At 55.4% G+C, this 22,138-nt stretch carries 26 protein-coding genes and 1 pseudogene; 15 read left to right on the plus strand and 12 right to left on the minus strand.

Annotated elements, in window-relative coordinates:
• Window positions 1-683: 683 nt before the first annotated feature.
• On the plus strand, window positions 684-2,027 hold the full coding sequence (locus tag GCM43_RS24060; RefSeq protein ID WP_152248430.1) for a replication initiation protein: 1,344 nt from the start codon (window positions 684-686) through the stop codon (window positions 2,025-2,027).
• Between the two features lie 92 nt (window positions 2,028-2,119).
• On the opposite strand, the gene GCM43_RS24065 is transcribed toward GCM43_RS24060, so the two are convergent.
• Both GCM43_RS24065 and GCM43_RS24070 read right to left on the minus strand, forming a co-directional pair.
• On the minus strand, window positions 2,120-2,467 hold the full coding sequence (locus tag GCM43_RS24065; protein WP_152248431.1) for a hypothetical protein: 348 nt from the start codon (window positions 2,465-2,467) through the stop codon (window positions 2,120-2,122).
• Window positions 2,454-3,518, minus strand: a complete 1,065-nt coding sequence (locus GCM43_RS24070) for a tyrosine-type recombinase/integrase (protein ID WP_152248432.1) — start codon at window positions 3,516-3,518, stop codon at window positions 2,454-2,456. The genes GCM43_RS24065 and GCM43_RS24070 overlap by 14 nt, the downstream gene beginning before the upstream one ends.
• A 426-nt stretch (window positions 3,519-3,944) precedes the next feature.
• Here GCM43_RS24070 and GCM43_RS25935 point away from each other — a divergent pair, with 426 nt between their 5' ends.
• The 4 genes and pseudogenes from GCM43_RS25935 to GCM43_RS24085 form a co-directional block, all read left to right on the plus strand.
• Window positions 3,945-4,208, plus strand: a complete 264-nt coding sequence (locus GCM43_RS25935) for a hypothetical protein (protein WP_193315734.1) — start codon at window positions 3,945-3,947, stop codon at window positions 4,206-4,208.
• A 16-nt stretch (window positions 4,209-4,224) separates the two neighbouring features.
• Window positions 4,225-4,521 (plus strand): transposase, encoded by a 297-nt coding sequence (locus GCM43_RS24075; protein WP_193315735.1) that lies wholly within the window; start codon window positions 4,225-4,227, stop codon window positions 4,519-4,521.
• Window positions 4,518-4,865: an IS66 family insertion sequence element accessory protein TnpB gene (gene tnpB / locus GCM43_RS24080; protein WP_152248434.1), complete on the plus strand. Its 348-nt coding sequence runs from the start codon at window positions 4,518-4,520 to the stop codon at window positions 4,863-4,865. The genes GCM43_RS24075 and tnpB overlap by 4 nt, the downstream gene beginning before the upstream one ends.
• A gap of 29 nt (window positions 4,866-4,894) precedes the next feature.
• Window positions 4,895-5,521, plus strand: a pseudogene (locus GCM43_RS24085) (transposase domain-containing protein); the annotation flags it as partial.
• A gap of 227 nt (window positions 5,522-5,748) precedes the next feature.
• On the opposite strand, the gene GCM43_RS24090 reads toward GCM43_RS24085, so the two are convergent.
• Window positions 5,749-6,780, minus strand: coding sequence for a DNA-binding protein (locus GCM43_RS24090; protein ID WP_152248435.1), 1,032 nt, complete (start codon window positions 6,778-6,780; stop codon window positions 5,749-5,751).
• Between the two features lie 252 nt (window positions 6,781-7,032).
• Between GCM43_RS24090 and GCM43_RS24095 the strand changes: the two genes are divergently transcribed.
• From GCM43_RS24095 to GCM43_RS24105, 3 genes are all read left to right on the plus strand, one after another.
• Window positions 7,033-7,983, plus strand: a complete 951-nt coding sequence (locus GCM43_RS24095) for a site-specific integrase (protein WP_152248436.1) — start codon at window positions 7,033-7,035, stop codon at window positions 7,981-7,983.
• 156 nt (window positions 7,984-8,139) lie between these two features.
• Window positions 8,140-8,811, plus strand: a complete 672-nt coding sequence (locus tag GCM43_RS24100; RefSeq protein ID WP_071080232.1) for a heavy metal response regulator transcription factor — start codon at window positions 8,140-8,142, stop codon at window positions 8,809-8,811.
• Window positions 8,808-10,235: a heavy metal sensor histidine kinase gene (locus tag GCM43_RS24105; protein WP_100429697.1), complete on the plus strand. Its 1,428-nt coding sequence runs from the start codon at window positions 8,808-8,810 to the stop codon at window positions 10,233-10,235. The genes GCM43_RS24100 and GCM43_RS24105 overlap by 4 nt, the downstream gene beginning before the upstream one ends.
• A 42-nt stretch (window positions 10,236-10,277) precedes the next feature.
• Here GCM43_RS24105 and GCM43_RS24110 read toward each other — a convergent pair whose 3' ends face one another.
• The 8 genes from GCM43_RS24110 to GCM43_RS24145 all read right to left on the minus strand — a co-directional run bounded on the left by GCM43_RS24110 (window position 10,278) and on the right by GCM43_RS24145 (window position 15,526).
• Window positions 10,278-10,763, minus strand: coding sequence for an arsinothricin resistance N-acetyltransferase ArsN1 family B (locus tag GCM43_RS24110; RefSeq protein ID WP_070289033.1), 486 nt, complete (start codon window positions 10,761-10,763; stop codon window positions 10,278-10,280).
• 103 nt (window positions 10,764-10,866) lie between these two features.
• Window positions 10,867-11,526: an NADPH-dependent FMN reductase gene (locus GCM43_RS24115; protein WP_198511367.1), complete on the minus strand. Its 660-nt coding sequence runs from the start codon at window positions 11,524-11,526 to the stop codon at window positions 10,867-10,869.
• A gap of 77 nt (window positions 11,527-11,603) precedes the next feature.
• Entirely contained in the window at window positions 11,604-12,347 is a 744-nt protein-coding gene (arsH, locus tag GCM43_RS24120; protein WP_070289034.1) for an arsenical resistance protein ArsH, read from the minus strand.
• Entirely contained in the window at window positions 12,340-12,771 is a 432-nt protein-coding gene (arsC, locus tag GCM43_RS24125) for an arsenate reductase (glutaredoxin) (RefSeq protein ID WP_070289036.1), read from the minus strand. The genes arsH and arsC overlap by 8 nt, the downstream gene beginning before the upstream one ends.
• Window positions 12,772-12,785: 14 nt before the next feature.
• Window positions 12,786-14,069 carry an arsenic transporter gene (locus GCM43_RS24130; protein ID WP_100429698.1) on the minus strand — a complete coding sequence of 428 codons (1,284 nt, stop codon included), beginning with the start codon at window positions 14,067-14,069 and terminating at the stop codon, window positions 12,786-12,788.
• On the minus strand, window positions 14,063-14,572 hold the full coding sequence (locus GCM43_RS24135; protein WP_100429699.1) for an arsenate reductase ArsC: 510 nt from the start codon (window positions 14,570-14,572) through the stop codon (window positions 14,063-14,065). Before GCM43_RS24135 ends, GCM43_RS24130 begins: the two co-directional genes overlap by 7 nt.
• Before the next feature lie 69 nt (window positions 14,573-14,641).
• Window positions 14,642-15,142: an arsenate reductase ArsC gene (locus tag GCM43_RS24140; protein WP_070289039.1), complete on the minus strand. Its 501-nt coding sequence runs from the start codon at window positions 15,140-15,142 to the stop codon at window positions 14,642-14,644.
• 57 nt (window positions 15,143-15,199) lie between these two features.
• Window positions 15,200-15,526, minus strand: a complete 327-nt coding sequence (locus GCM43_RS24145; protein ID WP_070289040.1) for an ArsR/SmtB family transcription factor — start codon at window positions 15,524-15,526, stop codon at window positions 15,200-15,202.
• Between the two features lie 541 nt (window positions 15,527-16,067).
• Between GCM43_RS24145 and GCM43_RS24150 the strand changes: the two genes are divergently transcribed.
• Window positions 16,068-16,412 (plus strand): CzcE family metal-binding protein, encoded by a 345-nt coding sequence (locus tag GCM43_RS24150; protein ID WP_083287603.1) that lies wholly within the window; start codon window positions 16,068-16,070, stop codon window positions 16,410-16,412.
• Window positions 16,413-16,451: 39 nt separating this feature from the next.
• Here GCM43_RS24150 and GCM43_RS24155 read toward each other — a convergent pair whose 3' ends face one another.
• Window positions 16,452-16,880, minus strand: coding sequence for a YybH family protein (locus tag GCM43_RS24155; RefSeq protein WP_083287604.1), 429 nt, complete (start codon window positions 16,878-16,880; stop codon window positions 16,452-16,454).
• A gap of 443 nt (window positions 16,881-17,323) precedes the next feature.
• On the opposite strand from GCM43_RS24155, the gene GCM43_RS24160 reads away from it, so the two are divergent.
• From GCM43_RS24160 to GCM43_RS24185, 6 genes are read left to right on the plus strand one after another with little or no spacing between them, the layout of a single operon-like run.
• Window positions 17,324-17,677, plus strand: a complete 354-nt coding sequence (locus GCM43_RS24160; RefSeq protein ID WP_070289041.1) for a hypothetical protein — start codon at window positions 17,324-17,326, stop codon at window positions 17,675-17,677.
• 1 nt (window position 17,678) lies between these two features.
• On the plus strand, window positions 17,679-19,064 hold the full coding sequence (locus tag GCM43_RS24165) for a TolC family protein (RefSeq protein ID WP_070289042.1): 1,386 nt from the start codon (window positions 17,679-17,681) through the stop codon (window positions 19,062-19,064).
• Window positions 19,061-20,452: a multicopper oxidase family protein gene (locus GCM43_RS24170; protein ID WP_070289043.1), complete on the plus strand. Its 1,392-nt coding sequence runs from the start codon at window positions 19,061-19,063 to the stop codon at window positions 20,450-20,452. Before GCM43_RS24165 ends, GCM43_RS24170 begins: the two co-directional genes overlap by 4 nt.
• Before the next feature lie 25 nt (window positions 20,453-20,477).
• On the plus strand, window positions 20,478-20,807 hold the full coding sequence (locus tag GCM43_RS24175; RefSeq protein WP_100429701.1) for a copper-binding protein: 330 nt from the start codon (window positions 20,478-20,480) through the stop codon (window positions 20,805-20,807).
• 21 nt (window positions 20,808-20,828) lie between these two features.
• Complete coding sequence (gene copC, locus GCM43_RS24180) at window positions 20,829-21,197, plus strand: copper homeostasis periplasmic binding protein CopC (protein WP_070289046.1); 369 nt, start codon at window positions 20,829-20,831, stop codon at window positions 21,195-21,197.
• Window positions 21,198-22,097 carry a copper resistance D family protein gene (locus GCM43_RS24185; protein ID WP_070289047.1) on the plus strand — a complete coding sequence of 300 codons (900 nt, stop codon included), beginning with the start codon at window positions 21,198-21,200 and terminating at the stop codon, window positions 22,095-22,097.
• Window positions 22,098-22,138 lie beyond the last annotated feature (41 nt).

Consider the following 22,138-nt stretch of genomic DNA (forward strand, 5'->3'; position numbering starts at 1 on the left):
TTTAGGCTGCTCTTTTGCTTTGTGCTTCTGGCTAACGTTGGCTTTGCATAGTTACTGCAGTGGGCTCTCAGTTCTTGGGGGAGGTTTTACAGGGAGCATATTTGATTGCAGCTAGATAGATGTCTTGATATCGCCTGGTGATGTCTTTTGCGGGAGCTTCCACGGGGAGTGCTTTTGGTAGTGCAGGATATTTGTGGCGGCGTGCTGGCGTGCTATGGTCTTCTGGTGCCGTTTTTATGCGAAATAGGTCGATTTGCTCGAATGGTATGTTGTCGAGGGCACTGTGAGGCGCCTGTAGCTTCGATTGGTGAGATTCCACAGGGAGCGTGAAGGATGTGATGGACGAAATTGCGTAGCTGTGGGTAGCTTGCTGGTTCGGTGGGCGTGTCGATGTAATAGTACTGGACAGAGCCACTTATGCGGCTCTGGTGTCTGATGCCTGTTTATGTAGCTGTGATATCAGGTGAGCTTGCACAGGGAGCTTGTTAGTCAATGGAGCATGTCCGCAGCATGTGGTCCAGTTTTAAGGTGAAATATTTTTCAAAAAAAAATCACTTATTTTGGTGAAATTCCCTGTGTGAGCATGCAAAGGTGAGTCAATTCGCGCTATAGTTCGCACCATGTAAAGGCGAGTATGGGCATGTGGAGCCATGCTTTCTCGATGAAAGAGGATCGGCGTGGCAATGAGAAAACCCAAGGCAGCCAATAATGGCGAATTGACATCACCATCGATGGAATTTCGCAAGACAAATGATGCGATCGGTCTGCGCGTGCGGGAAGGCAAGATGTCTTTGCTCACCCGTAAGGTGTTCAACGTCATGATGTATCACGCCCAGCAGCTGAAGGTCACGGGCGTCAATTCCCCGATCGATACACCGGCGTCAAAAAAATACTTCTGGATTCGCCTGGCCGATCTGGCACGCGATGCTGCCTACGATAGCAAAGACACCGAATTCCTGAAGGCCCAGCTTGAAGAGATGCAAAACATCAAGCTGCTGATGGAAAATGACCGCCAGTGGACGTCCGAGCGCCTGGTCGCTTCGGTTACGCTGGTCAATCCGATGGGCTTGAAAAAGCATTCCGGGCAGGTCTGGTTTGGTTTCGCATTTCCGCCGGAAGTGCATGAGCTGGTCATGGCCCCGGGAACTTACACGCGGTTCAGCATTTTCTACCAGGGCTTGCTGCGTTCCGGTTCGTCGCTCGCGCTGTATGAAATTTGCCGCCGCTATGCCACCAATCCATCCAAGGTCACGCTGATCGAGACGTATGAACACTGGTATGGTGCGCTGACCGGCAATCCTGTTTCCGCGGATGCGCCACCGCCGCAGTATAAATATTTCAAGCGCGATGTTATTCGGCCAGCGATGGCAGAGATCAATGCGCTCACGGATATCCAGGTTGAGCTCATCGAACACCGCGTGGGCCGGCGCGTCGAGCGCCTGCAGTTTCGCGTCGAGCATACCAAGCAGCCGCAGCTTGGTTTTGCAGCGCCGCCCGTCATCGATCTGGAACTGATGGGCAGCATCATGAAATTTGGTCTGACCCAGGTCGATGCAGCTGATGTGATGGCGCAGCATGGCGATGACAAGATCCGCAGCGCCGTGGCCTTTGTTCAGGCTCGGATTGATCACAAGAGTAGTGCGCCACTGGATTCTCCAGCTGCCTATTTCCGTTGGACGATGAAGCAGGGAGCTGATGCGGCGAAAAACCTGCAGCTCAAAAGCAGCGCGGCAAAAAATAGCGTCGTCAAAAAAGACAGCGGTACGACGGTATTGGAGAAGTTCCTCGCGGCGCGCGCGCAGGACGCGTATGACCTGTACAACGAACTCGATAACGCCGACCGCAGCGCCATTTTTGAGCGCTTCAAGGATCAGAATACGAACACGGCCGTCAATCTGGACCGCGGCGTCGAGAACGTCCTGGCACGCTCGCTGTTTACCAACTGGTACGCCCAGGAGCTATGGGGTGAACCGACCATTGAGGCACTAGCCGCCTTCGTTGAGCAGTTCAGCCTGGCGCCACGCTAGCTGCGCGCGCAGGATCAGCTGCGGCGCCACTTTCGGTATCTTGTTCGGCCTGCACATGTAAAGCAGCCCAGTGTCCGACCGCACCATGGACTTTATGCAGCCGACAGGTCGATGGTGATGCCGCGGATAAGTGCCGCGCGCAGCTGCACTGCATGCTGTTCCCGGAAGGCGGCCGGCACCGTTCCTGGATCAGCTGTTTGCACCGCGAGCTGATTGCCTTGCAGCGTGGCGCGCAGCAGTAGCACACCGGCCGATGCCATCACCGTTCCCGACAGCATGTGTGCTGGCAGGGCAGGTTGTTGCAGCACCTGGTCGGCCGCCGCCGCGGCGTGGTGGTTCGAAGGATTCAATGGCAATGAGCGCAAATAGTCGACCGCTTTTGTAAGGGCGCTTTCCAGCTCGGCGATACGTTGTTCTGCCGTTGGATTAATCGGATGCATCGTGGCAGCTTTCAGAAGAGGGTGGTGGAGCATCGTTCAGATCGTTGCTGGACGTCGATTCTACCGTGCTTTGCTGTAGCCCGGAACGGCGGCACCATGCCGCATGGGCATGTGAGAAGCGCCGGGCAAATTCCAGCCTGGAGAAGCCCATGTATTCCCGCACGGCGTCCAGGCCCAGTCCATCCTCGAGCAGGCTGGCGCCGTAGGAGTTGCGCAGGGTTTGCGGACTGACCCGTTCGCCGCCAGCCATTGTCCCCAGGTCCGCCAGCAGTTTTTTCGCACCGATGAATGCTCGTGCATAGTCGACCGGATGCTCCTTGTCCGAGGGCGCGCCCGGAAACATCAATCCTTCGCTCCCGCTTAACGCCAGCCACCGGTCAATCGCCGGCCAGGCAGCCGGATGCACCAGGGCCCGGTGCGACGTCATGGTACCGCATTGCGGCGCAACGATAAACCGTTCGCGCCCATATCCTACACAATTAACTGAGGTTATGTTGGCTTGTCCAGGCTTAAACCCGGCGCCCAGCATCAACGCACACATCGCCTTGGCGCGGATGCGCACCAGGTTCTCCTGATCCTGCGGATCGTTGGTATCGCATAGCAAGGCAAACACGCGTACTCGTTCAGCTGGGAGCAGAAAGGGCATCGGCTTTTCGTCGGCAGGCTGGGTTGTCGGGCGAAAGGTCGCCTCGGTCGGATTGACGAAATCAGGATCGGCTTGCTGCAAGGCGGCGTAAGCGCGCCGAAGCAGCAGCGCATAGCGCTGACGCGCTTCGACGCGTTTGCATACATGGGCCTGATCCAGGAAGTGACGGATATCTTCTTCATTGGCCAGCACGACGCTTTTGCTGCGGAATGTCCGTAGGTGGGCAATGAAGATCGCCCACATCGACGTGTAGACCGCGATGGTCTTGGCGCTGAAGTTGTGGCCTTCCTCGTACGCGTCTTTTTCAAGCCAGCGGCGAAAGGCTATTTTTGGATCGGCGGCCCATAAGAGGGCCCTTTTGTAGACGGTGTTGGCCGCGCGTAAGCGCGGTGATCTGTTTGTCATAAGTTAACCTCAGTTAATTGCGCTAACGAAGGTATTGTATTATATTTTCATTGACTGGCGGTTTTGGCCTATTAAATCGGAGGTGTGCCTGGCCAACCCTTCTCGCTTCGTTTGGCCAGTGTTTGTATAAATCGGGCCGAAGGCGGTTCTACGATTTGCCGGTGGCGTCAATATGCAGGGATGCCTACGGCTGCGAATGCGCGAGGGAGTGTGCACTTTCACCTCTGGAGTGGTGTTGCTGCGAAGGGTGCCTCGATATATGGCAGGTGCCTTGGCAAGTAAAGAGACGCGCATCATCAGCTTCCCTATGGATGTAGGGTGAGAACTAAGCGGGACGCCAGATAGTCATGGGGTTGTTGAATTAATCGACGCCAGGCAAAAACGTCCCCAGTTTCCGTCCGTTTTTAGATTTTTACCGACACCGGCATGCCGAAGCTGGTCATCCTGTTCAGTGCGGACGCACTGATCCACGCCTCCGTTTTCTGGCGCGCCAGAGCACGCGCTTTCATCGTATTGCCGAAGATGCGCTGTAAGCGTCGGCCCACCGCCGTCTACCCTTGGGCACCGCACGATGCCATGATTGAATTTGGGGCACAAATTGATTGTGTCCACAAATTTATTTATGGACACAATAATTCAATCAGTTACAACCAGGGCGAAACGCGGGCCGTATCGCCGTCACAGCGATGAATTCAAGCGTGCCGCGGTGGCACGTACGCAGGTCGATGGCGCCTCCGTTTCGCTGATCGCCCGTGAGCTCAAGATCAACACCAATCAGTTGTTCAGTTGGCGCAAGCGTTTCGGTGACGAGGCGCTTGCCGGCGGCAATGCGCCAAGCCAGCTGGTGGCCGTCACAGTGCTCGACACCCTGCCCGCAAGTGCACCGGTCGCCAGCGTCCCGCCCGGCGTGATCGTGCTCAGCGTGGGCCCAGCCCAGCTGCGTCTGGAAGGCCAGGTCGACGCGACCACGCTGACGCTGTTGCTGGCGCGGCTACTGCCATGATCGGTTTGCCAGCAGGCACGAAGATATGGCTGGCGGCCGGCGTCACCGACATGCGTGCAGGCATGAACGGGCTGGCCGTCAAGGTGCAGGCGGCGCTGGCCGAAGACCCGTTCAGCGGCCACGTGTTCGTGTTTCGGGGGCGGCGTGGCGACATGCTCAAGGTGCTATGGTGGAGTGGTGATGGCCTGTGCCTGCTGTCCAAGCGGCTTGAGCGCGGTCGCTTCGTCTGGCCGCAGGCCACCGATGGCAGTGTCGCACTGACGCAGGCACAGCTGTCGATGCTGCTCGAAGGCATAGACTGGCGTCGGCCAGAGCGCACCTGGCGCCCGACAGCGGCCTTGTAAACGTCGCGTACCTCGCGTAAACTCGGTCCATGTTCAACCCTGCCGACCTGCCCAACGACATCGATGCCCTGAAGGCATTGCTGTGGGCGCGTGAGGTCGAAGTGGCGGGATTGAAAGCGCAGTTGAATACCCGCGCCGCCGAGATCGAGCATCTGAAACTGCAGATCGCCAAGCTGCGACGTATGCAATTCGGCCGCAAGTCCGAAAAACTCGACCACCAGATCGAGCAACTGGAGTTGCAGCTTGAAGACTTGCAGGCCGACGACGCCGAGGCCGAACGGGAGATGCCGGCAGCGGACCAGGCGCCGCGCAAACGGGCGGCACGCAAGCCTTTGCCTGAGCATCTGCCGCGTGATGAACAGCGCTACCTGCCTCCCGATGAAGCCTGCCCGTCCTGCGGCGGCAAGCTGCATCAACTGGGCGAGGACGTGGCCGAGCAACTCGAGTTCGTGCCGGCCAGCTTCCGCGTGATCCGTCACGTGCGCCCGAAACTGGCCTGCGGCTGCTGCGACGCCATCGTGCAGGCGCCTGCCCCAAGCCGGCCGATTGCGCGCGGTATCGCCGGTCCCGGCCTGCTGGCACATGTGCTGGTTGCCAAGTTCGCGGATCACCTGCCGTTGTATCGGCAGTCGGTGATCTACGCCCGCGAAGGTGTAGGAGGGTCGGGCTGGATTGCGGTTTTTTTCGCGAAAAGCTAACGAAGTTATTGATTCCATGGAGAAAATAGTAACCCGATACGGTTCCCTATCTCCCGTGAACACAATGAGAGAGTCGGCCGGGATTCCTGTAAAAATTCCCAAAACTTGATCTAAGTTTCTGTTTTTAAAGAATTTTAATTCTTTTTTTTGTTGCAGCGGCCGGATGTCCAGACCAGTCTTTACTTCTACTCTGAGGCGGGTGGTCGGCCAAGTGACTGCAGATAACCCCGCAATTCATCACTGATGCTTTGGCTCGCTTCGGCTCTAGCGTCAGCTTGTACCAAGGACAATTCGAGTTCACGGTTTCGGGTTTTCAGTCCTCCCATCTCCTTGCCCAGTTCTGCTACCTGCCCCAGCAATACCTCATTCTCAGTCACTTTGGCGGCATGTTGTCGTTCCAGGTCTTTGACATGCTGCTGAGCCGCATGAAGCTGCTCGATCTTTTGATCCTGCCGACGGCCTAGCGCTTGCTGCTCGTAAAGCGCTTGTTTGGAGTGTGAGAGCTCGGCAACCAACTTAGCACCTTCCTGGTTCAACCGAGTCGCTTCTTCCTGTTTGAGCACCACGGCTTGTTGCTGTTGTCGTAGCTCTGATTGCAGTTGCTGTGTCTGCTGTTCATGGCGCCGCTGGTCCTGATCGCGCTGTTCCTTGACTGACTGACGATAATGCTCCAGGGAGTCGCGCGCATGGGCATGCTTTTCCTCCAACGAGCGGCGGTGCGCCTCATTTTCTGCCAGGCGCTCTTGCAAATCGGCCACTTGTTGCTGCGTCGTGTGGCGCAAGATGGTCTCATTTTGCAGACTGGAACGTGTTTGGGTATGCGTTCGTATTTCCTCGATGCCGTCATCCCTGGCCTGGCGCAATTGCTGTTGTAGCGCTGCCAGTTCTTTCTCATAGTTGTCCACGGCCGCGGCATGGTCACGCTCCTGCTCGGCGTTCCGTGATTCGATAGCCGAGGTCCTTTCGGCGGCTTCCTCATACAGTCGCGCGGCCAGCCGAACCACAATATCATGCAAGGCATCGCTGATCGGCGCCTTGCGCCCGTCGCCAGAGCCTTTCTCCGTCTCCAGTTCTTTCAGATATTTATGGATGGTGGTCTTGGACCCCGTGTTGCCTAAGGCAACGCGGACAGCGTCGACCGAAGGGTAGCGCCCTTGGGCCAGCAACGCATCGCGCGCTTTTTTGATATCCGATTGATACAGTCCGGCGCGGGCCATGGCGTCTCCACGAAATAAGATAATAGATTACATACCATGTAATTACATACCATTTTTCGAGAAATTCAAGCTCAAATTTTCCTTGAAATTAAAGCAGGATAATATATGGTTATCCTGTGTCAGATCTCTTTTCGTGCTATTTTGGCCGCGTTTGCTGTACATTTTCCGGTATAGCCGGACATAATTGGTGACAACGCTCGCAACGATTTACCCAGTCGACCTTACCCGCCCGCCTTTCTGCCTTGTCATGCCATGTCTGATATCGACCTCTTTCTGCAGGCTGCTACGCGCGAGAACACGCGAAAAAGCTATCAAAGCGCGCTCCGCGACTTTGAAGTGGAATGGGGTGGTTTTTTGCCGGCGACGCCGGATAGCGTGGCACGCTACCTGGCCGACCGTGCCGGCAAGCACGCTGTCAACACCCTGCGTCAGCGATTGGCCGCATTAGCCCAGTGGCATCTCGACCAGGGCTTTCCAGACCCAACCAAGGCACCGGTAGTACGCCAAGTCTTGCGCGGTATCCAGACGCTGCACCCCGCCCAGGAAAAGCGTGCAAAACCTTTCCAGATCGATCAACTCATGTTGGTCGATCACTGGTTGACTACCAACGCCGACGCCGCGCAATCCCAGGGAGAACTGGCCGCCGAGCTGCGGTACCGCCGCAACAAGGCATTGTTCCTGCTGGGTTTCTGGCGCGGGTTTCGCGGCGATGAGCTGACGCGCCTGCAGATCGAGCATGTCCACGTCACGCCAAGTGAAGGGATGACTTGCTTTTTGCCACGCACCAAAGGTGATCGCCAGCTCAAAGGCGGCAACTTCAAGGTGCCGTTGCTATCGCGCCTATGCCCTGTCACCGCTTATGAGGAATGGATTGTTGCAGCGAGATTGACGGCTGGACCGGTGTTTCGTGCCATTGATCGCTGGGCCAACATCAGCGCTAACGGCCTAAACATCGATAGCCTGGTGCCGCTCCTGCGTAACATCCTGCAGGAAGCTGGCGTGGATGCGCCTGAGTTGTACAGTGCCCACTCGCTGCGCCGCGGCTTTGCCAGTTGGGCAACTGCGAATGGGTGGGATCTGAGAACGCTGATGGAGCATGTGGGCTGGAAAAATGCCCAGTCCGCCATGCGCTACATCGATCGGGAAGATCCCTTTAACCAGCGCCGCATCGAACAAAACCTGTATCCTCTTTATAGCAAGTAATTAAACAGCTGCAGGTGGACCTTTAATTCTGACAAGATTGTAATCCTGGCGTTAGACGATTGTCATCTTTCCAAGGTAGACTGAAGACAGAGACCGATGGCGATCTTCACCATCCGCATAACGTGGACACAGCAGTTGAACTAGTGGAAAAGTGACATGCGATTATTAGTGGTTGAGGACGAGCAAAAGGCGGGCGAATATATTCAGAAAGGTCTGAGTGAGTCTGGTTTTGTTGTTGACTTGGCGAGAACTGGGCCCGACGGACTTCACGCTGCCACTACTGCCCATTACGACCTGATCGTGCTTGACGTCATGCTTCCGGGCTTAGACGGTTGGCAAATCATCGCTGAGTTGCGCAAAACGGTTGATACGCCGGTGCTATTTCTTACCGCACGGGATGGGCTCGATGACCGCATCAAAGGTCTGGAGCTTGGTGCGGATGATTACTTAGTTAAGCCATTCGCTTTCGTTGAGTTGCTTGTTCGTATTCGAACGTTGTTGCGCCGAGGGCCGATCAGAGAAGCTGATATTTTTCAGATTGCCGATCTGGAACTAGACATTCCCAAGCGAAGAGTCATACGGGCTGGGGTTCGGATTGATTTGACTGCGAAAGAATTTGCACTTTTGCATCTGCTATCCAAGCGGGTCGGACAGGTTTTGTCCCGGCCGTTAATTGCATCGCAAGTCTGGGACATGAATTTTGATAGCGACACGAACGTGGTGGATGTCGCGGTACGCCGTCTACGGGCAAAAATTGACGACCCCTTCGAAGTCAAACTGATCCATACGATTCGGAGTATGGGCTATGTATTAGAAGATAGACAATGAAGGCCAAGAACTGGTCTCTCACCACGCAGCTGGGGGCGCTCTTCGCCTGCATCTCGGTAATTGTATTTTCGGCCTTAGGCATCTATCTCTATCAAGCTCTCGCGGTGCAGCTCCAAGCACGGGATGATGCAGACCTTGTCGACCGTATTGTGTTCATCAGACATATGCTTGAGGAGACACCGAGTGTAGAGTCGATTCGTGTGGATCCGCACCGTTTTTTAGATGCTGTCGATTTGCATGGCGGCTTTTTGCTCGTTATGCAGGCACAAGACGGTGAAGAATTAACCCGCAATACCCGTGACCGTTCATTCATGCATGCCAGCGGGGCTGTGCCGGTAGAGACGATGCCAGAGCCATCTCACGTACGTGCTGCACTAGGGCATAGCGAACCCAACCTAAGAGTTATTGCTGCGCTGGGTACCGTTGGTTCGACAGGTTCCGTGGTGAAAATCACGCTCGCCAGAAGCGAAGAGAGCCGCGCAGCTGTTCTATCTGCATACAAGTTAAAAGTGCTTGCATCGGGCTTCTTTGGTGCGGTGCTAACAGCCCTACTGGGGTTTCTACTAGTACGTCGCGCGTTGCACAAAGTAAAGCTCATCGCGCAGCAAGCTCAGCAAGTCAGTGCGCACAATTTGGAAGTGCGCTTGCATGCAAAATCAGCACCGAAGGAAATCCAGATACTGGCTGATTCGTTCAATGAGGTGCTTGACCGCCTGCAAAATAGCTTTAATAACCTTTCCCAGTTTGCAGATGACTTGGCACACGATTTGCGTACGCCTCTCAACAATCTGATGGTTCAAACAGAAGTTGCCCTGTCTCAGCCCAGATCATCCGATGAATATCAAAACCTGCTTTCATCTAACTACGAGGAGTTTGGCCGTCTAGCTAGAATGGTGGAAAGCATATTATTTTTGGCGCGGGCTGACCATGACCAAGTTTCGCTAGCAACTGAGCAGCTTGATATGGATGTTGAGCTGACGCGAATCGCCGAGTATTTTGAAGGGCCGGCATCCGACGCAGGGATATCATTCATCGTCATCGCCTCAGGTAAAGTGCTTGCTGATGGGCACCTGCTTCGCCGCGCGGTGAGTAACCTTGTATCGAACGCTCTTCGGTACACGCCGAAGGGCGAAATTATCTTGCTCAAGGCGATAGAGGACGACGACGGGGCCGTAGTTTCTGTTTCCAATCCTGGCCCAGGCATCGCGCAGGAACACCTGTCGCGGTTGTTTGACCGGTTCTACCGTTCCGATAAATCGAGGGCCAGTACGTCAGCCTCCGCTGGATTGGGTCTTTCAATCGTCAAATCCATCATGGCGCTTCACCATGGCCGAGCCAGTGTCACGAGTGAGCTTGATGGAGTTACCCAATTCACGCTATTTTTTCCTGGCACGACAGCATCGAACGAAACAGTTAAGCGCTGAAAATGGATTTTTGAGGACAGAAATCTTGTGCTCAGCGGTTAACTAAGCAAGCTGCAGCTCCCAGTATCCGACATCAATCCACTGATCAAATTTACAGCCAACCCGCTTGAACATGGCCACCTTCTCAAATCCTAGGCGCTCGTGCAAAGCAACGCTAGATTCATTGGGCTGCGCAATGCCACCAATGACCACTTGCAGTTGGCGGTGCCGGAGCTCCTCGATCAGGGTACTGTAAAGCTGTCGACCGATGCCCTGACCGACTCCATCGTGCGCCACGTACACCGTTGACTCGACCGAAAAACGATAGGCGCTCCGGGCACGCCAGGGCGTTGCGTAGGCGTAACCTAGTATTTGACCATCGCGTTCAAAGACGTACCACGGCAACTGCGCACCCACAGAAGCGATGCGCTGGGCCATCTCATCGATGGCGACCATCTGCTCTTCAAACGTGATGGTGGAGCTGCTGACGTAATGGTTGTATATCGTGGCGATCGCAGCAGCATCGGCGGTAGTGGCAAGTCGAATCATCAGCGGGATCCAAATAGACGTGAAATGGCAGGAAGGAGCACGGCCGCAAACTACGCACGGCACCCTAAAGTATCATTCTAGCAATAATCCATCCTATGTGGCTTCACGGCGCATTGCGTTGAGTAGGATCGCGCAGAAAAGCTGGTGAAGGCCCTGTGCCTCCCGAGCGGGCCCGCTCCCGTCCTGCGGCCTCTGCCCACCAGATCAACTGGGAAAAGGTGCGTTCGATATAGGAAACCCAACGCGTACTGTCGACTTCAGGTGCAAAGCTGCCATCGGCAGCAAAAACAGTATGTGCTGTCGGAATATGGATCATGGCCGACACCGGCAAACAGCCCAGCTCGGACAGAAAAGCGCGCATACCCACCGCCGCCCGCACACCACCCCACTGGCCCGCCGAATAAGTGACGATGGCGCTGGGCTTGAAGGCAAACAAAGAACTGCCAAAGTGGTTCAGTAAATGCATCAGTGCCGGACTCATTGAATGATTGTATTCAGAACTGACCATCACATACCCATCGGCGCTGGCAATCTCACTGGCCAGTTGCTCCAACGGCAAGGGCGCGCGCCCCTGCGCATAGGAAAAGTGTGGCTTGAACACGTCACCTAGCTCGTAATCGAGCGGATCGATGAGCACCACATTGTGGCCATCATGGCGGCACTGCGCCACGATGGCCTTGGCGACCCGTTCGCCCACGCGCGCAGGCAGGGGCGGTGTGCTGGTGCGAATAGAACCGAGAAACACCAGAATTTTCATCTTCATCTTACCCTTTCCAGCCAAAACCTCGGCTAGGTCATCGTGCAGTGAAAACCCGGCGAACGGGCCAACATGAAAACAGCCTATTTGCTTGGCGTCTCGTGATTCATGGCCGCTTCGGCGAGGGCGCGTACTTCGGCCGGCATGGATTCCTTGCGCTCGCTATAGCGGCTGGTCAGGTAATCCGAGCGATCGCGCACCACCAGGGTGAATTTATACAATTCCTCCATGACGTCGACCAGGCGGTCGTAATATGGCGACGGCTTCATGCGGTCGTTTTCGTCGAACTCCTGGTATGCCTTGGCAACGGACGACTGGTTCGGAATGGTCACCATGCGCATCCAGCGGCCCAGCACGCGCAAGCCGTTGACGGCGTTGAACGATTGCGAGCCGCCCGACACTTGCATCACCGCAAGGGTCCGCCCCTGCGTCGGACGCACGCTGCCCATTTCCAGCGGCAGCCAGTCAATTTGTGACTTGAACACACCTGTCACAGCGCCATGGCGTTCCGGACTGCACCAAACCTGGCCTTCCGACCAGAGCGACAGCTCGCGCAGCTCCTGCACCTTGGGATGGTCAGGGCTGACGCTGTCGACCATGGGCAAGCCATGCGGGTCGAAAACCCGCGTCTCGGCGCCAAAATTCTGCAGCAGCCGCTCCGCCTCCAGAGTCAGCAAGCGGCTGAACGAGCGTTCACGTAGCGAGCCGTACAGCAAGAGCATGCGCGGCGGATGCGTTGCCACCGTCGCTGGCATAAGTTTATCAACCGTCGGCGTATCGAGGTGCGCAGCACTGATATTGGGCAAGTCCTTGACTGGCTTATACATGGGGCACCACCCGCTTTCCTTGCGCATCGATGACCGCCTCGCCGTCTTCTTTGGCAAACGTGCCCAGTTGCGGCAAGGGCAGAACGTCAAGCACCAACTCCGATGGGCGGCATAGGCGCACGCCAAGCGGCGTGACCACGAACGGACGATTGATAAGGATGGGATGGGCCAGCATGGCGTCCAACAGTGCCTCGTCGCTGATTTGGGCCTGGTCGAGACCCAGTTCCAGGTACGGCGTACCTTTCTGGCGAATGGCCTCGCGCACGCTCAAGCCAGCACGGGCAATCAAATCGACCAGGGTCTCGCGCATTGGCGGTTGCTGCAGGTATTCGATGACCTGCGGCTCAGTGCCAGTATTGCGGATTAACGCCAGGGTGTTGCGCGAAGTGCCACAGGCCGGGTTGTGATAAATAGTGATATCCATAATAAATCCTTTCCTTAATAACTGAGGCGCAGTGCCAGCGCCGCCAGGGTCACCAGCAACACAGGCAAGGTGAGGACGATGCCGACGCGGAAGTAATAACCCCAGGAGATGTGAATCTTCTTACTGTCGAGGACATGCAGCCACAACAGGGTCGCCAGGCTGCCGATAGGGGTAATTTTCGGCCCCAGGTCACTGCCAATGACATTGGCATAAATCATCGCCTCGCGAACGGCGCCCTGCGCTGAGGTAGGATCGATCGACAAGGCCCCGATTAGCACCGTCGGCATATTGTTCATGATCGAGGACAGGACGGCCGTCAGCACGCCTGTGCCCATGGCCGCGCCCCATACGCCATATTGGGCAAAGTAATTGAGTACGCCAGTCAGGTAGCCGGTCAGGCCCGCGTTGCGCAGGCCATATACGACCAGATACATGCCCAGAGAAAAAACAACGATCTGCCATGGTGCATTGCGAATGACTTCGCGCGTGGGTATCACATGGCCTTTAGCGGCGACAGCCAGCAACAGAGCGGCGCCAACGGCGGCCACGGCACTGATCGGCACGCCCAGGCTCTCAAGCCAGAAAAAGCCGATCAGCAGCAGCGCCAGGACCAGCCAGCCGGCCTTGAAGGTCGCCATGTCGCGGATCGCGGCGCCGGGGCGTTTGAGCTGGGAGACGTCATAGTCTTGCGGGATGTCCTTGCGGAAAAACCACATCAGTGCAAGCAGGGTCGCTATCACTGCCACCGCGTTGACCGGCACCATCACGGCCGCATACTCGGCAAAGCCGATCTTGAAATAGTCGGCCGAAACGATATTGACCAGGTTCGACACCACCAGCGGCAGGCTGGCCGTGTCGGCGATAAAGCCGGCCGCCATCACGAAGGCCAACGTAGCTTTGGCTGAAAACTTCAGTTCGAGCAACATGGCGATCACGATAGGCGTCAGTATCAGCGCCGCACCATCGTTGGCAAACAACGCAGCGACAGCGGCGCCCAGCAGGACCAGCAAGACAAACAACTTGCGGCCGCTACCACCTCCCCAGCGTGCCACGTGCAGCGCGGCCCACTCGAAGAAACCGGCCTTGTCGAGCAGCAGGCTGATGATGATGACGGCGATAAACGTGCCGGTTGCATTCCAGACGATGTGCCAGACGACGGGCATGTCCGACAACTGGATGACACCAGCCAGCAGCGCGACGCCAGCGCCGATGGCCGCGCTCCAGCCAATACCCAAGCCACGCGGCTGCCAGATAACCAGTACCAGAGTCGCCAAGAAAATCAGGAAAGCAGTCAACATACGAGCGCCTCCTTGGGGGCAGCCGGGGCAAAGACACTAGAAATGTTGTCGAGTTCAGCTTTCAGGCGTACAGGGTCATGCTGCAGCTGCTCTAGCGGCAAGGCGAAGAAAGCCTCGATGCGTGCGCGCAGAATGCCATACGTCACCCGGAAAGCAGCGTCCTTTTCTGCGTCCGTCCCCGTGACATGGCCGGGATCGTCTACACCCCAGTGGCTACGAAGCACTGGGCCCAGGTAGGCCGGGCACGTCTCGCCAGCGGCGCTGGCACACACGGTGATGACGATATCGGGCACGGAAGGCAGAGCGTCCCAGGACTTGCTGTAATACCCCAGGGTCGATATCTGCTCGTTGGCCAGCAACGCCAGTGCTCCTGGGTGCAGCGCCCCGGCCGGATGACTGCCTGCGCTCAGCGCATGCCAGCCTGCCGGCGCCAGATGATTGAAAGTCGCTTCTGCCAGGATGGATCGGCAAGAGTTGCCGGTACACAAAAAAAGAACGTTCATGAAATTATCGCAAAATAGTGAAAAGTAAGGCATGCCCGTTATCAACAGGCATGCCGGGGCGCTCGCCTACTAGACGGCGCTTTGTCCAATTGCCTTGATCTCGTGCTGGATCGCGTTTTTTTCGAGCATGTGCAGCGGCAAACTGACGAAAACGTTCATCCGGGTCATGATCTGCCGGAACACCTTATGGAATACCTCGCGCTTTTCTGCGTCGGTGCCAGTAGCTGCAGCCGGATCTTCGAATCCCCAGTGCGCCGAAAGCGGATGACCTGGCCAGTATGGGCAGACTTCGCCGGCGGCGTTGTCGCACACAGTAATGATGAAGTCCATGTGTGGTGCGTCTGGAGTACCGAATTCATCCCAGCTCTTGCTGCGCAGTTTATCGAGCGGATAGCCGGTCGCTTCAATTTGCTCGATGGCGAATGGGTTGACGCTGCCGCCCGGGTGGCTGCCAGCCGAAAAGCCACGGAAGCGGCCCTTGCCCATGGTGGAGACCAGCGCCTCGGCCATCACGCTACGGGCTGAGTTGCCGGTACAGAGAAACAACACGTTGTACACTTTGTCGGTCATGACGAATCCTTTAATCACTGCGTTGGTTGGGGGGCGATTCAATTTGTACGTTTGGATTCATGCGGCATCACAGGCTGCGCCTTGCGCAGTAGTGCAAGGCGCGCCGCCGCAGCAGTTTTCGGTCAAAAAGCCGATCAGGGCATTCATGCTGTCGATATGCGCGGCGTAGATGACAAAGCGTCCATCTTGGCGCGGCACGATCAGGTCCGCGTGCACCAGTTCCTTCAAGTGAAATGACAGGGAAGATGGCGGGATGCCCAGCTGTTCGGCAATCTTCGTTGCCGCCATCCCTTGCGGTCCGGTCTGGACAAGCAAGCGAAAGATGGCCAGGCGTGACTCCTGTGCCAGTGCCGCCAACGCAGCGATGACATTTTTAGTTTCCATGTGCACTCCTTTTAATTTCATATTTCTATAATAATCGAATTATGAAATTAATGTAAACCTATTTTTATGCGCGGCTATCGATTCACCTTGGTACGGAACTCTTGACGTCCTGGTCTTCTCCAGACGTATCGACATACCAATTAGCTGAATCTTCGTACTCAGTGGCAGAGGTGTGCGTCTCTCAGCACGTTGGAAACTCTGGTATCGCATGTATCTGGCGACAAACGACTTATCGAGAGGTAATAAGCTGCTCAATCAAATGGCGGTACTGCTAGCGCTTAAAGCGAATGCTTGGCGGCCGCAACGACGGCATGCCTATCTTCACACTCGACCTACTCTTGATAAACCATTGCTGCGCCTAGCATGTTGCCGCAAGAAAGTCGCGGTTCCACTTCGAACCTGCTACCTTAATCAAATTATCAAGGTTTCTGTAATGAAAATGTAATGTTTCAGTCATTCGGGTGTGCGGGTCCCCTACGTAGAATAGCTTCATCGGATCCGCAACTTCATTCACCCGCACCTGAAAAATAAGGACATTCCAATGAAATCCATCAAAGCCAACATCGTCGCCGTTTTTGCTGTCATCGCTCTCAGCCCGCTTGCCGCGATGGCACACCAAGGCGAAATGCACTCGAATCCAGCGTTTGGCAGTGCTGCTCCGGCGCCGGCCGCCACGCGCACTATCACGATTTCATCGACTACGAAGTATGTGAATGTCGCCCAGGGCGACGTCGTCAAGTTTGATGTGGATGGTAAGACGTTCACTTGGCAGTTCGATACGCTACGAGCCAATTCGAGCTTTGACTTTTCGGCAATTGCGCCGTCTGGCGTGAATACCCACGGCGTACGTGTGTACGTGGCACCTAACCCGACCTACGCCAACTAATTACATGTACGCCCGCCAGTGTACTGCTGGCTCATGAAGTTATTGAGATTTGCGGGACGACCAGTGCAGATGAAAGATGACCCATTGATCGCCCTGTTTTTCGAGCAAAGCTGTTTCCGTGCCGAATAAGTGCACATTTTTGCCCTGGAATTGTCCTGTGGTCTCTGTTTCCTGCATCACGACGGCCAGGTTTCCATCAATACGTTCGTTTTGTTTTAGGACTTTGCTTTTAGTGGCCTTAGCAAAGGCGGTATCGGCTGGCAGGTGATGGCCAGCGTATTCATCACGTGAACGCTCAACATGCCCAGATTCGTAAATTTTAATTTCAGGGCTAAGCAAAGTGCTCGCCTGCTCGGATATTCCGCTGGCGAGCGCTTCGTGAAATGCAGCAACAGTTTCAGTTGGTGTGGCGGCGTATAGGGGAAGACTGAATACGGAAATAGCGATCAGGGAAGTAAGTTGGCGCACGAGGTCTCCAGTGTTTTTGTTTATATGATGAATTGCAGTGATGCAATTAAATCAGCGGGCGGTGATTGTGACAAGGTGGAAGTGAAAATACTCTGGAAAACTGAAATTCGCTTGACCTTCCGCCAGTTGGAAGGTGTAGCGTAAAAAGGCGATTTCATCTCAGGTGGTTCAGGTAATTTGCAAGGAACTTAGTTGTCCGTCATAGGGAAGATACTGCAGATGAATTTCATGCTGACGCGCATTGTAAGCAACCGGGCCGAAATAGGTGCAGGACAGCGTACGCCTTACTCTACCTTTGGAGGCAACAATAGCCGCCACTCATTCCTCGCGTCCCTTGAGCTCCCTCCACACCACTTTCCCCGCCACCTCCTGAAATCATGCACTGGCGTTCGCCTCACCTCGTGCTGTATCCACCCAGTAACCAGTCATTTTGAAAGAGAATCATGCAACGCTTCCACTTATTGCTTCTGGCAACGGTTAGCTTCTCGCCGGTTGTCTATGCACAATCCACTCAACCCGCGAGCACCACGGCGACAGTGACGGATGCTAAGGCCATTGTGCCGCCGTTGAAATATGTTTCTGCTTTTGCGGATGCTAAGCCGATTGGGGAGCCCCCGATATCTCCAGATAAGGCCTGGATTCAGGCAAATAAAGAAGTGACAGGGGACTCTCAGCATGGCGATCTGGGGGACATGTCGATGGAAATGGTACCCGGTGCAAAAAGCCAGGAAGAACCCAAGCCGTCTTCGGCGAACGATCCGCACAAAGGCCATCAAATGAACATGAAAGGCAAATGACATGAAGCGACTATCGTTGCCAACACCCAATCGGGTAGCTACTGTATTCGGTGTCATATTTCTTGCAGGTTGCGCCAGCTTTTCACCGGATGGTGGATTAAATGATGTCTCTCGGCTAACGCAAGAGAGGATTGGACAGGTCAAGCCCTTCACGAAAGAGACGCTGAAAGATAGCCAACAGTCCACTTCACAGGTGCAATCACTGCTGTCCGCGCCACTGACGCCTGAATCTGCGGTTCAGATTGCGCTGCTCAATAATGCAGCGCTGAAGATCTCCTTCGCTGAATTGGGCGTCTCGGAGGCTGAGTTTGTACAAGCTGGACGGATGCGCAATCCAAGTTTTAGTTTCGGCCGCGTCAGTGGTGGTGGCGATGCGGAAATCGATCGCAGTGTGATGTTTGATATTGCGGGCCTGCTGACGTTGCCCACGCGTCGCCGCGTTGAGCAAGGACGCTTTGAGCAAGCCAAGTTGCTAACAGCTGCTCAGGCTGTGCAGTTGGCGGCAGAAACCCGTCGGGCATATTTTATGGCCGTTGCGGCGGCCCAATCGGCCGCTTTCGCGGAGCAAGTGCGTGGCGCCGCCGAGGCATCATCGCAACTCGCCGACAGCATGACCAAGGTTGGAAACTGGAGCACACTTGATCAGGCCCGTGAGCGTGCGTTTTACCAAGATGCGTTGACACAATTAGCGAGGACCAGGCATGAAGCAACAGCCACGCGCGAACAGCTCATTCGCCTCCTGGGCCTGTGGGGAGAGCAGCAAAATTTCGTCCTGCCTGACAGATTGCCTCCACTGCCGGAAAAGCCGCAGGAAACGAACAATGCGGAAGCACAGGCAATGTCGCAACGTCTCGATATGCTGTCGGCCCGCCGCGATACCGAGGCAACGGCCGCGGCACTTGGCTTGACAAAGGCAACTGGCTTCATCAACGTTTTTGATGCCGGCTACACCAATAAGAGTACGACAGGTTTGCCACGCGAGAGCGGCTACCAGATTTCCCTTGAATTACCAATTTTCGATTGGGGTGGCGCCAAGGTCGCGCGGGCCGAGGCGCTCTACATGCAGTCCGTTCATCGCACCACCGACACTGCCGTGCGGGCGCGCTCGGAAGTTCGGGAGGCGTACTCCGCATACCGCACTAGCTATGACATCGCCCGTCATTATCGTGACGATGTTGTGCCGCTGCGGAAAAAAATATCCGACGAGGTTCTGCTTCGCTACAACGGGATGCTTGCCAGCGTATTCGAATTACTGGCAGATTCGCGCGAGCAACTGGTGAGCGTAAATGCCGCCATCGAAACCCAGCGCGACTTTTGGATTGCAGAAACCAAACTTCAATCCGCCATCAACAGCGGAAGTACGAACGATACAAGGGCCATGCCATGATTTCACGTAGAGATTTTTTCAGAGGTGCAGGTGCTGTAGCGGTAAGCGCCGCTGCCGTTAGCAAGGCCGGTGCCGCGTCATTGCCTGAGGCCATGTTGATGGACAATGCCAAGACGCACATCCCTCCGGTGCCACCCACTGGCCGGCCCTACAATCCGGTCGTGACCCTGAATGGCTGGTCATTGCCATGGCGGATGAATAACGGCGTAAAAGAATTCCATCTCGTTGCCGAACCCGTGGTGCGTGAACTTGCACCAGGGATGAAAGCCAACCTTTGGGGCTATAACGGGCAATCCCCAGGCCCGACAATTGAAGTGGTCGAAGGTGACCGGGTGCGTATTTTCGTGACCAACAAGCTACCTGAGCACACCAGTGTTCATTGGCATGGCCAGCGCTTGCCGAACGGTATGGATGGCGTAACGGGCCTCAATCAACCGGGTATCGCTCCGGGAAAGACTTTCGTCTACGAATTCGAGGCCAAACGGCCAGGTACATTTATGTATCATCCCCACGCCGACGAGATGGCCCAGATGGCGATGGGGATGATGGGCTTCTGGGTGACCCATCCAAAGGATCCATCGCTCCATGCTGTGGACCGTGATTTCGTTTTCCTGCTCAACGCGTATGACGTGGAGCCGGGAAGCTATACGCCGAAGATCAACACCATGCTGGACTTCAACCTGTGGACATTCAATAGCCGCGTCTTCCCCGGCATTGATTCATTGCCTGTGCGCCAAGGTGACAAGGTACGCATCCGTGTCGGTAACCTGACGATGACGAATCACCCTATTCATATACATGGCCATGAGTTTTTCGTCACTGGTACGGATGGCGGCTGGACACCACCGGCGTCGCGCTGGCCTGAAGTCACCACCGATGTCGCAGTTGGGCAAATGCGCGCCATCGAGTTCGTCGCTACTGATCTGGGTGACTGGGCACTTCACTGCCATAAATCCCACCATACCATGAATGCAATGGGCCATTCGGTACCGACAATGATTGGCGTCAACCATCGCGGGGTTGCTGAAAAAATTAACAAAATCGTCCCTGAATATATGGTGATGGGCGACAAGGGCGGCTCCATGGGAGGCATGGAAATGCCGCTACCAGATAATACTTTACCGATGATGACGGGTGAAGGACCGTTCGGTGGGGTTGAGATGGGGGGAATGTTTACCGTCTTGAAGGTGCGCAAGGACCAGAAGCGCGGCGACTACTCCGATCCTGGCTGGTACAAGCATCCGGCCGGAACCGTGGCATACGAGTGGACGGGTAACCTTCCTGAGCCAGAACGTGCAACTAACGCTGGGGGGCAGTCGATGCCGACGATGAACAAACCCAATATTGAAGTTACTGTTCGTAAACCGACCGGACATAGCGGTCACTAATTTTTTTTAACTGAAAGGAAACATCATGAAAAACCTGCACAAAGTTGTATTGGCAACCTTGATTGGCCTGTCATCCGTGGCAACGACCTCCGTGGCGCTCGCACAGCAGCAGAGCGCCTCCGCGACGCAAGACGCGATGAGCGAAGGGGAAATCAAGAAAGTGGATAAGGACGCCGGCAAGCTGACCATCAAACATGGCGAGCTGAAGAACTTGGGCATGCCTGGGATGACTATGATGTTCAAGGTCAAAGAGCCGTCGATGCTTGACAAGGTCAAACAAGGCGACAAAGTACGTTTCGTGGTGGAAAAAGTTGGCGGTGCATTGACGGTCACTTCCATCGAAGCAGTAAAGTAAATTTAACAAAGAGAGTTGAACATGAAGACACTGCGGAAAATGATTCTTGCCACATCCATTGTGGCGGCAACGCTGGCTACCCCATTTGCCTTGGCACATGCGAGCTTGAAGAGCTCCAATCCCGAGGCAGGTGCCTCCCTGGCAGTTGCACCAAAGGAGATTGCGCTGACCTTCAACGAGAAGGTGGAAGAAGCCTTTAGCTCAATCACTCTGAGCGATGACGAAGGCAAAGCCGTTGCTGCAGACAAGGCAAAGGTTGATGCAGCAAATCCGGCCATCTTACGCTTGGAAGTACCGACATTGAATGCTGGCGCCTATACCGTGAGCTGGGCAGTTGCAGGGCACGATGGACACCGTCGCAAAGGCGACTTTAAGTTCACGGTGAAATAAATGGATGCAGTCTCGCTGTTGCAAGTCAGTTCAGCTTTGCTGCTGAACCTCGGCTTTGCCTGGCTCGTTGGATCATGGTTTGCACGCTACTGGATGCGTTCTAGCGGTGTCGATCATGATCATTTCGAACCAGCGCTGCGCAAACTTGACTTGATGGCAGCGGCAATCAGCATGGTTGGTAGTGCATCGGCACTATTGAGCGCGACGGCGGTCATGGGAGGTGTAGGGCTACGCGAAGCGTGCCCGATGTTTTGGATGATGGTGTCGACAACTGACTACGGACATGCAGGCTGCGCCATTGTTGTGACGATGCTTGTTCTCTTTATTGTTCGATTTGTAGGCGGAGTCGGCCGCAGCAGCGATATTGCTGTCGTTCTGCTTTTGGCTATTTTTTCTGCAACACGGGCGTCCATGGGGCATGCGGGCGAGGAAGGCTTCTGGACCATTCCGCTAGCGGTTGAAGCGATCCATTATTTTGCCATCGGCCTATGGACTGGTGCAGTGATGGTTTCCGGCTGGTTTGTTCTACATAAGTCGCGGATAAGGAAATTTGATACGGGTACCACCGATCAATACCTAGAATTGATGTCCCAGGCAGCAATGCTTGCAGTAGTTGCCATTGTTGCTACTGGAATTTACAGCGCATGGCACCGAGTGGGGAGCTCAGAGCATCTTGTTCATACCACCTATGGCATCACCTTACTGGTCAAAGTTGCAATGGTCCTTCTTGCCGTCGCCTTGGGCGGCTACAACAAATTTCTTGGATTGCCTGCCGCCTCCCGCTCCTCCCGCGGCGTCACTCTGGTGAGAGTCGTTTTACAAGTAGAGACCTTGCTACTGCTCGGTGCACTGTTTGCGGCGGCAATTCTTACCACTCAACAACCACCTACCGCGATGTAATGTCGCGACGGTTTTCTACAAGGGAGTACGATATGAAAAAG

This window comes from Janthinobacterium aquaticum, assembly GCF_009208565.1.
GTDB lineage: Bacteria > Pseudomonadota > Gammaproteobacteria > Burkholderiales > Burkholderiaceae_D > Janthinobacterium.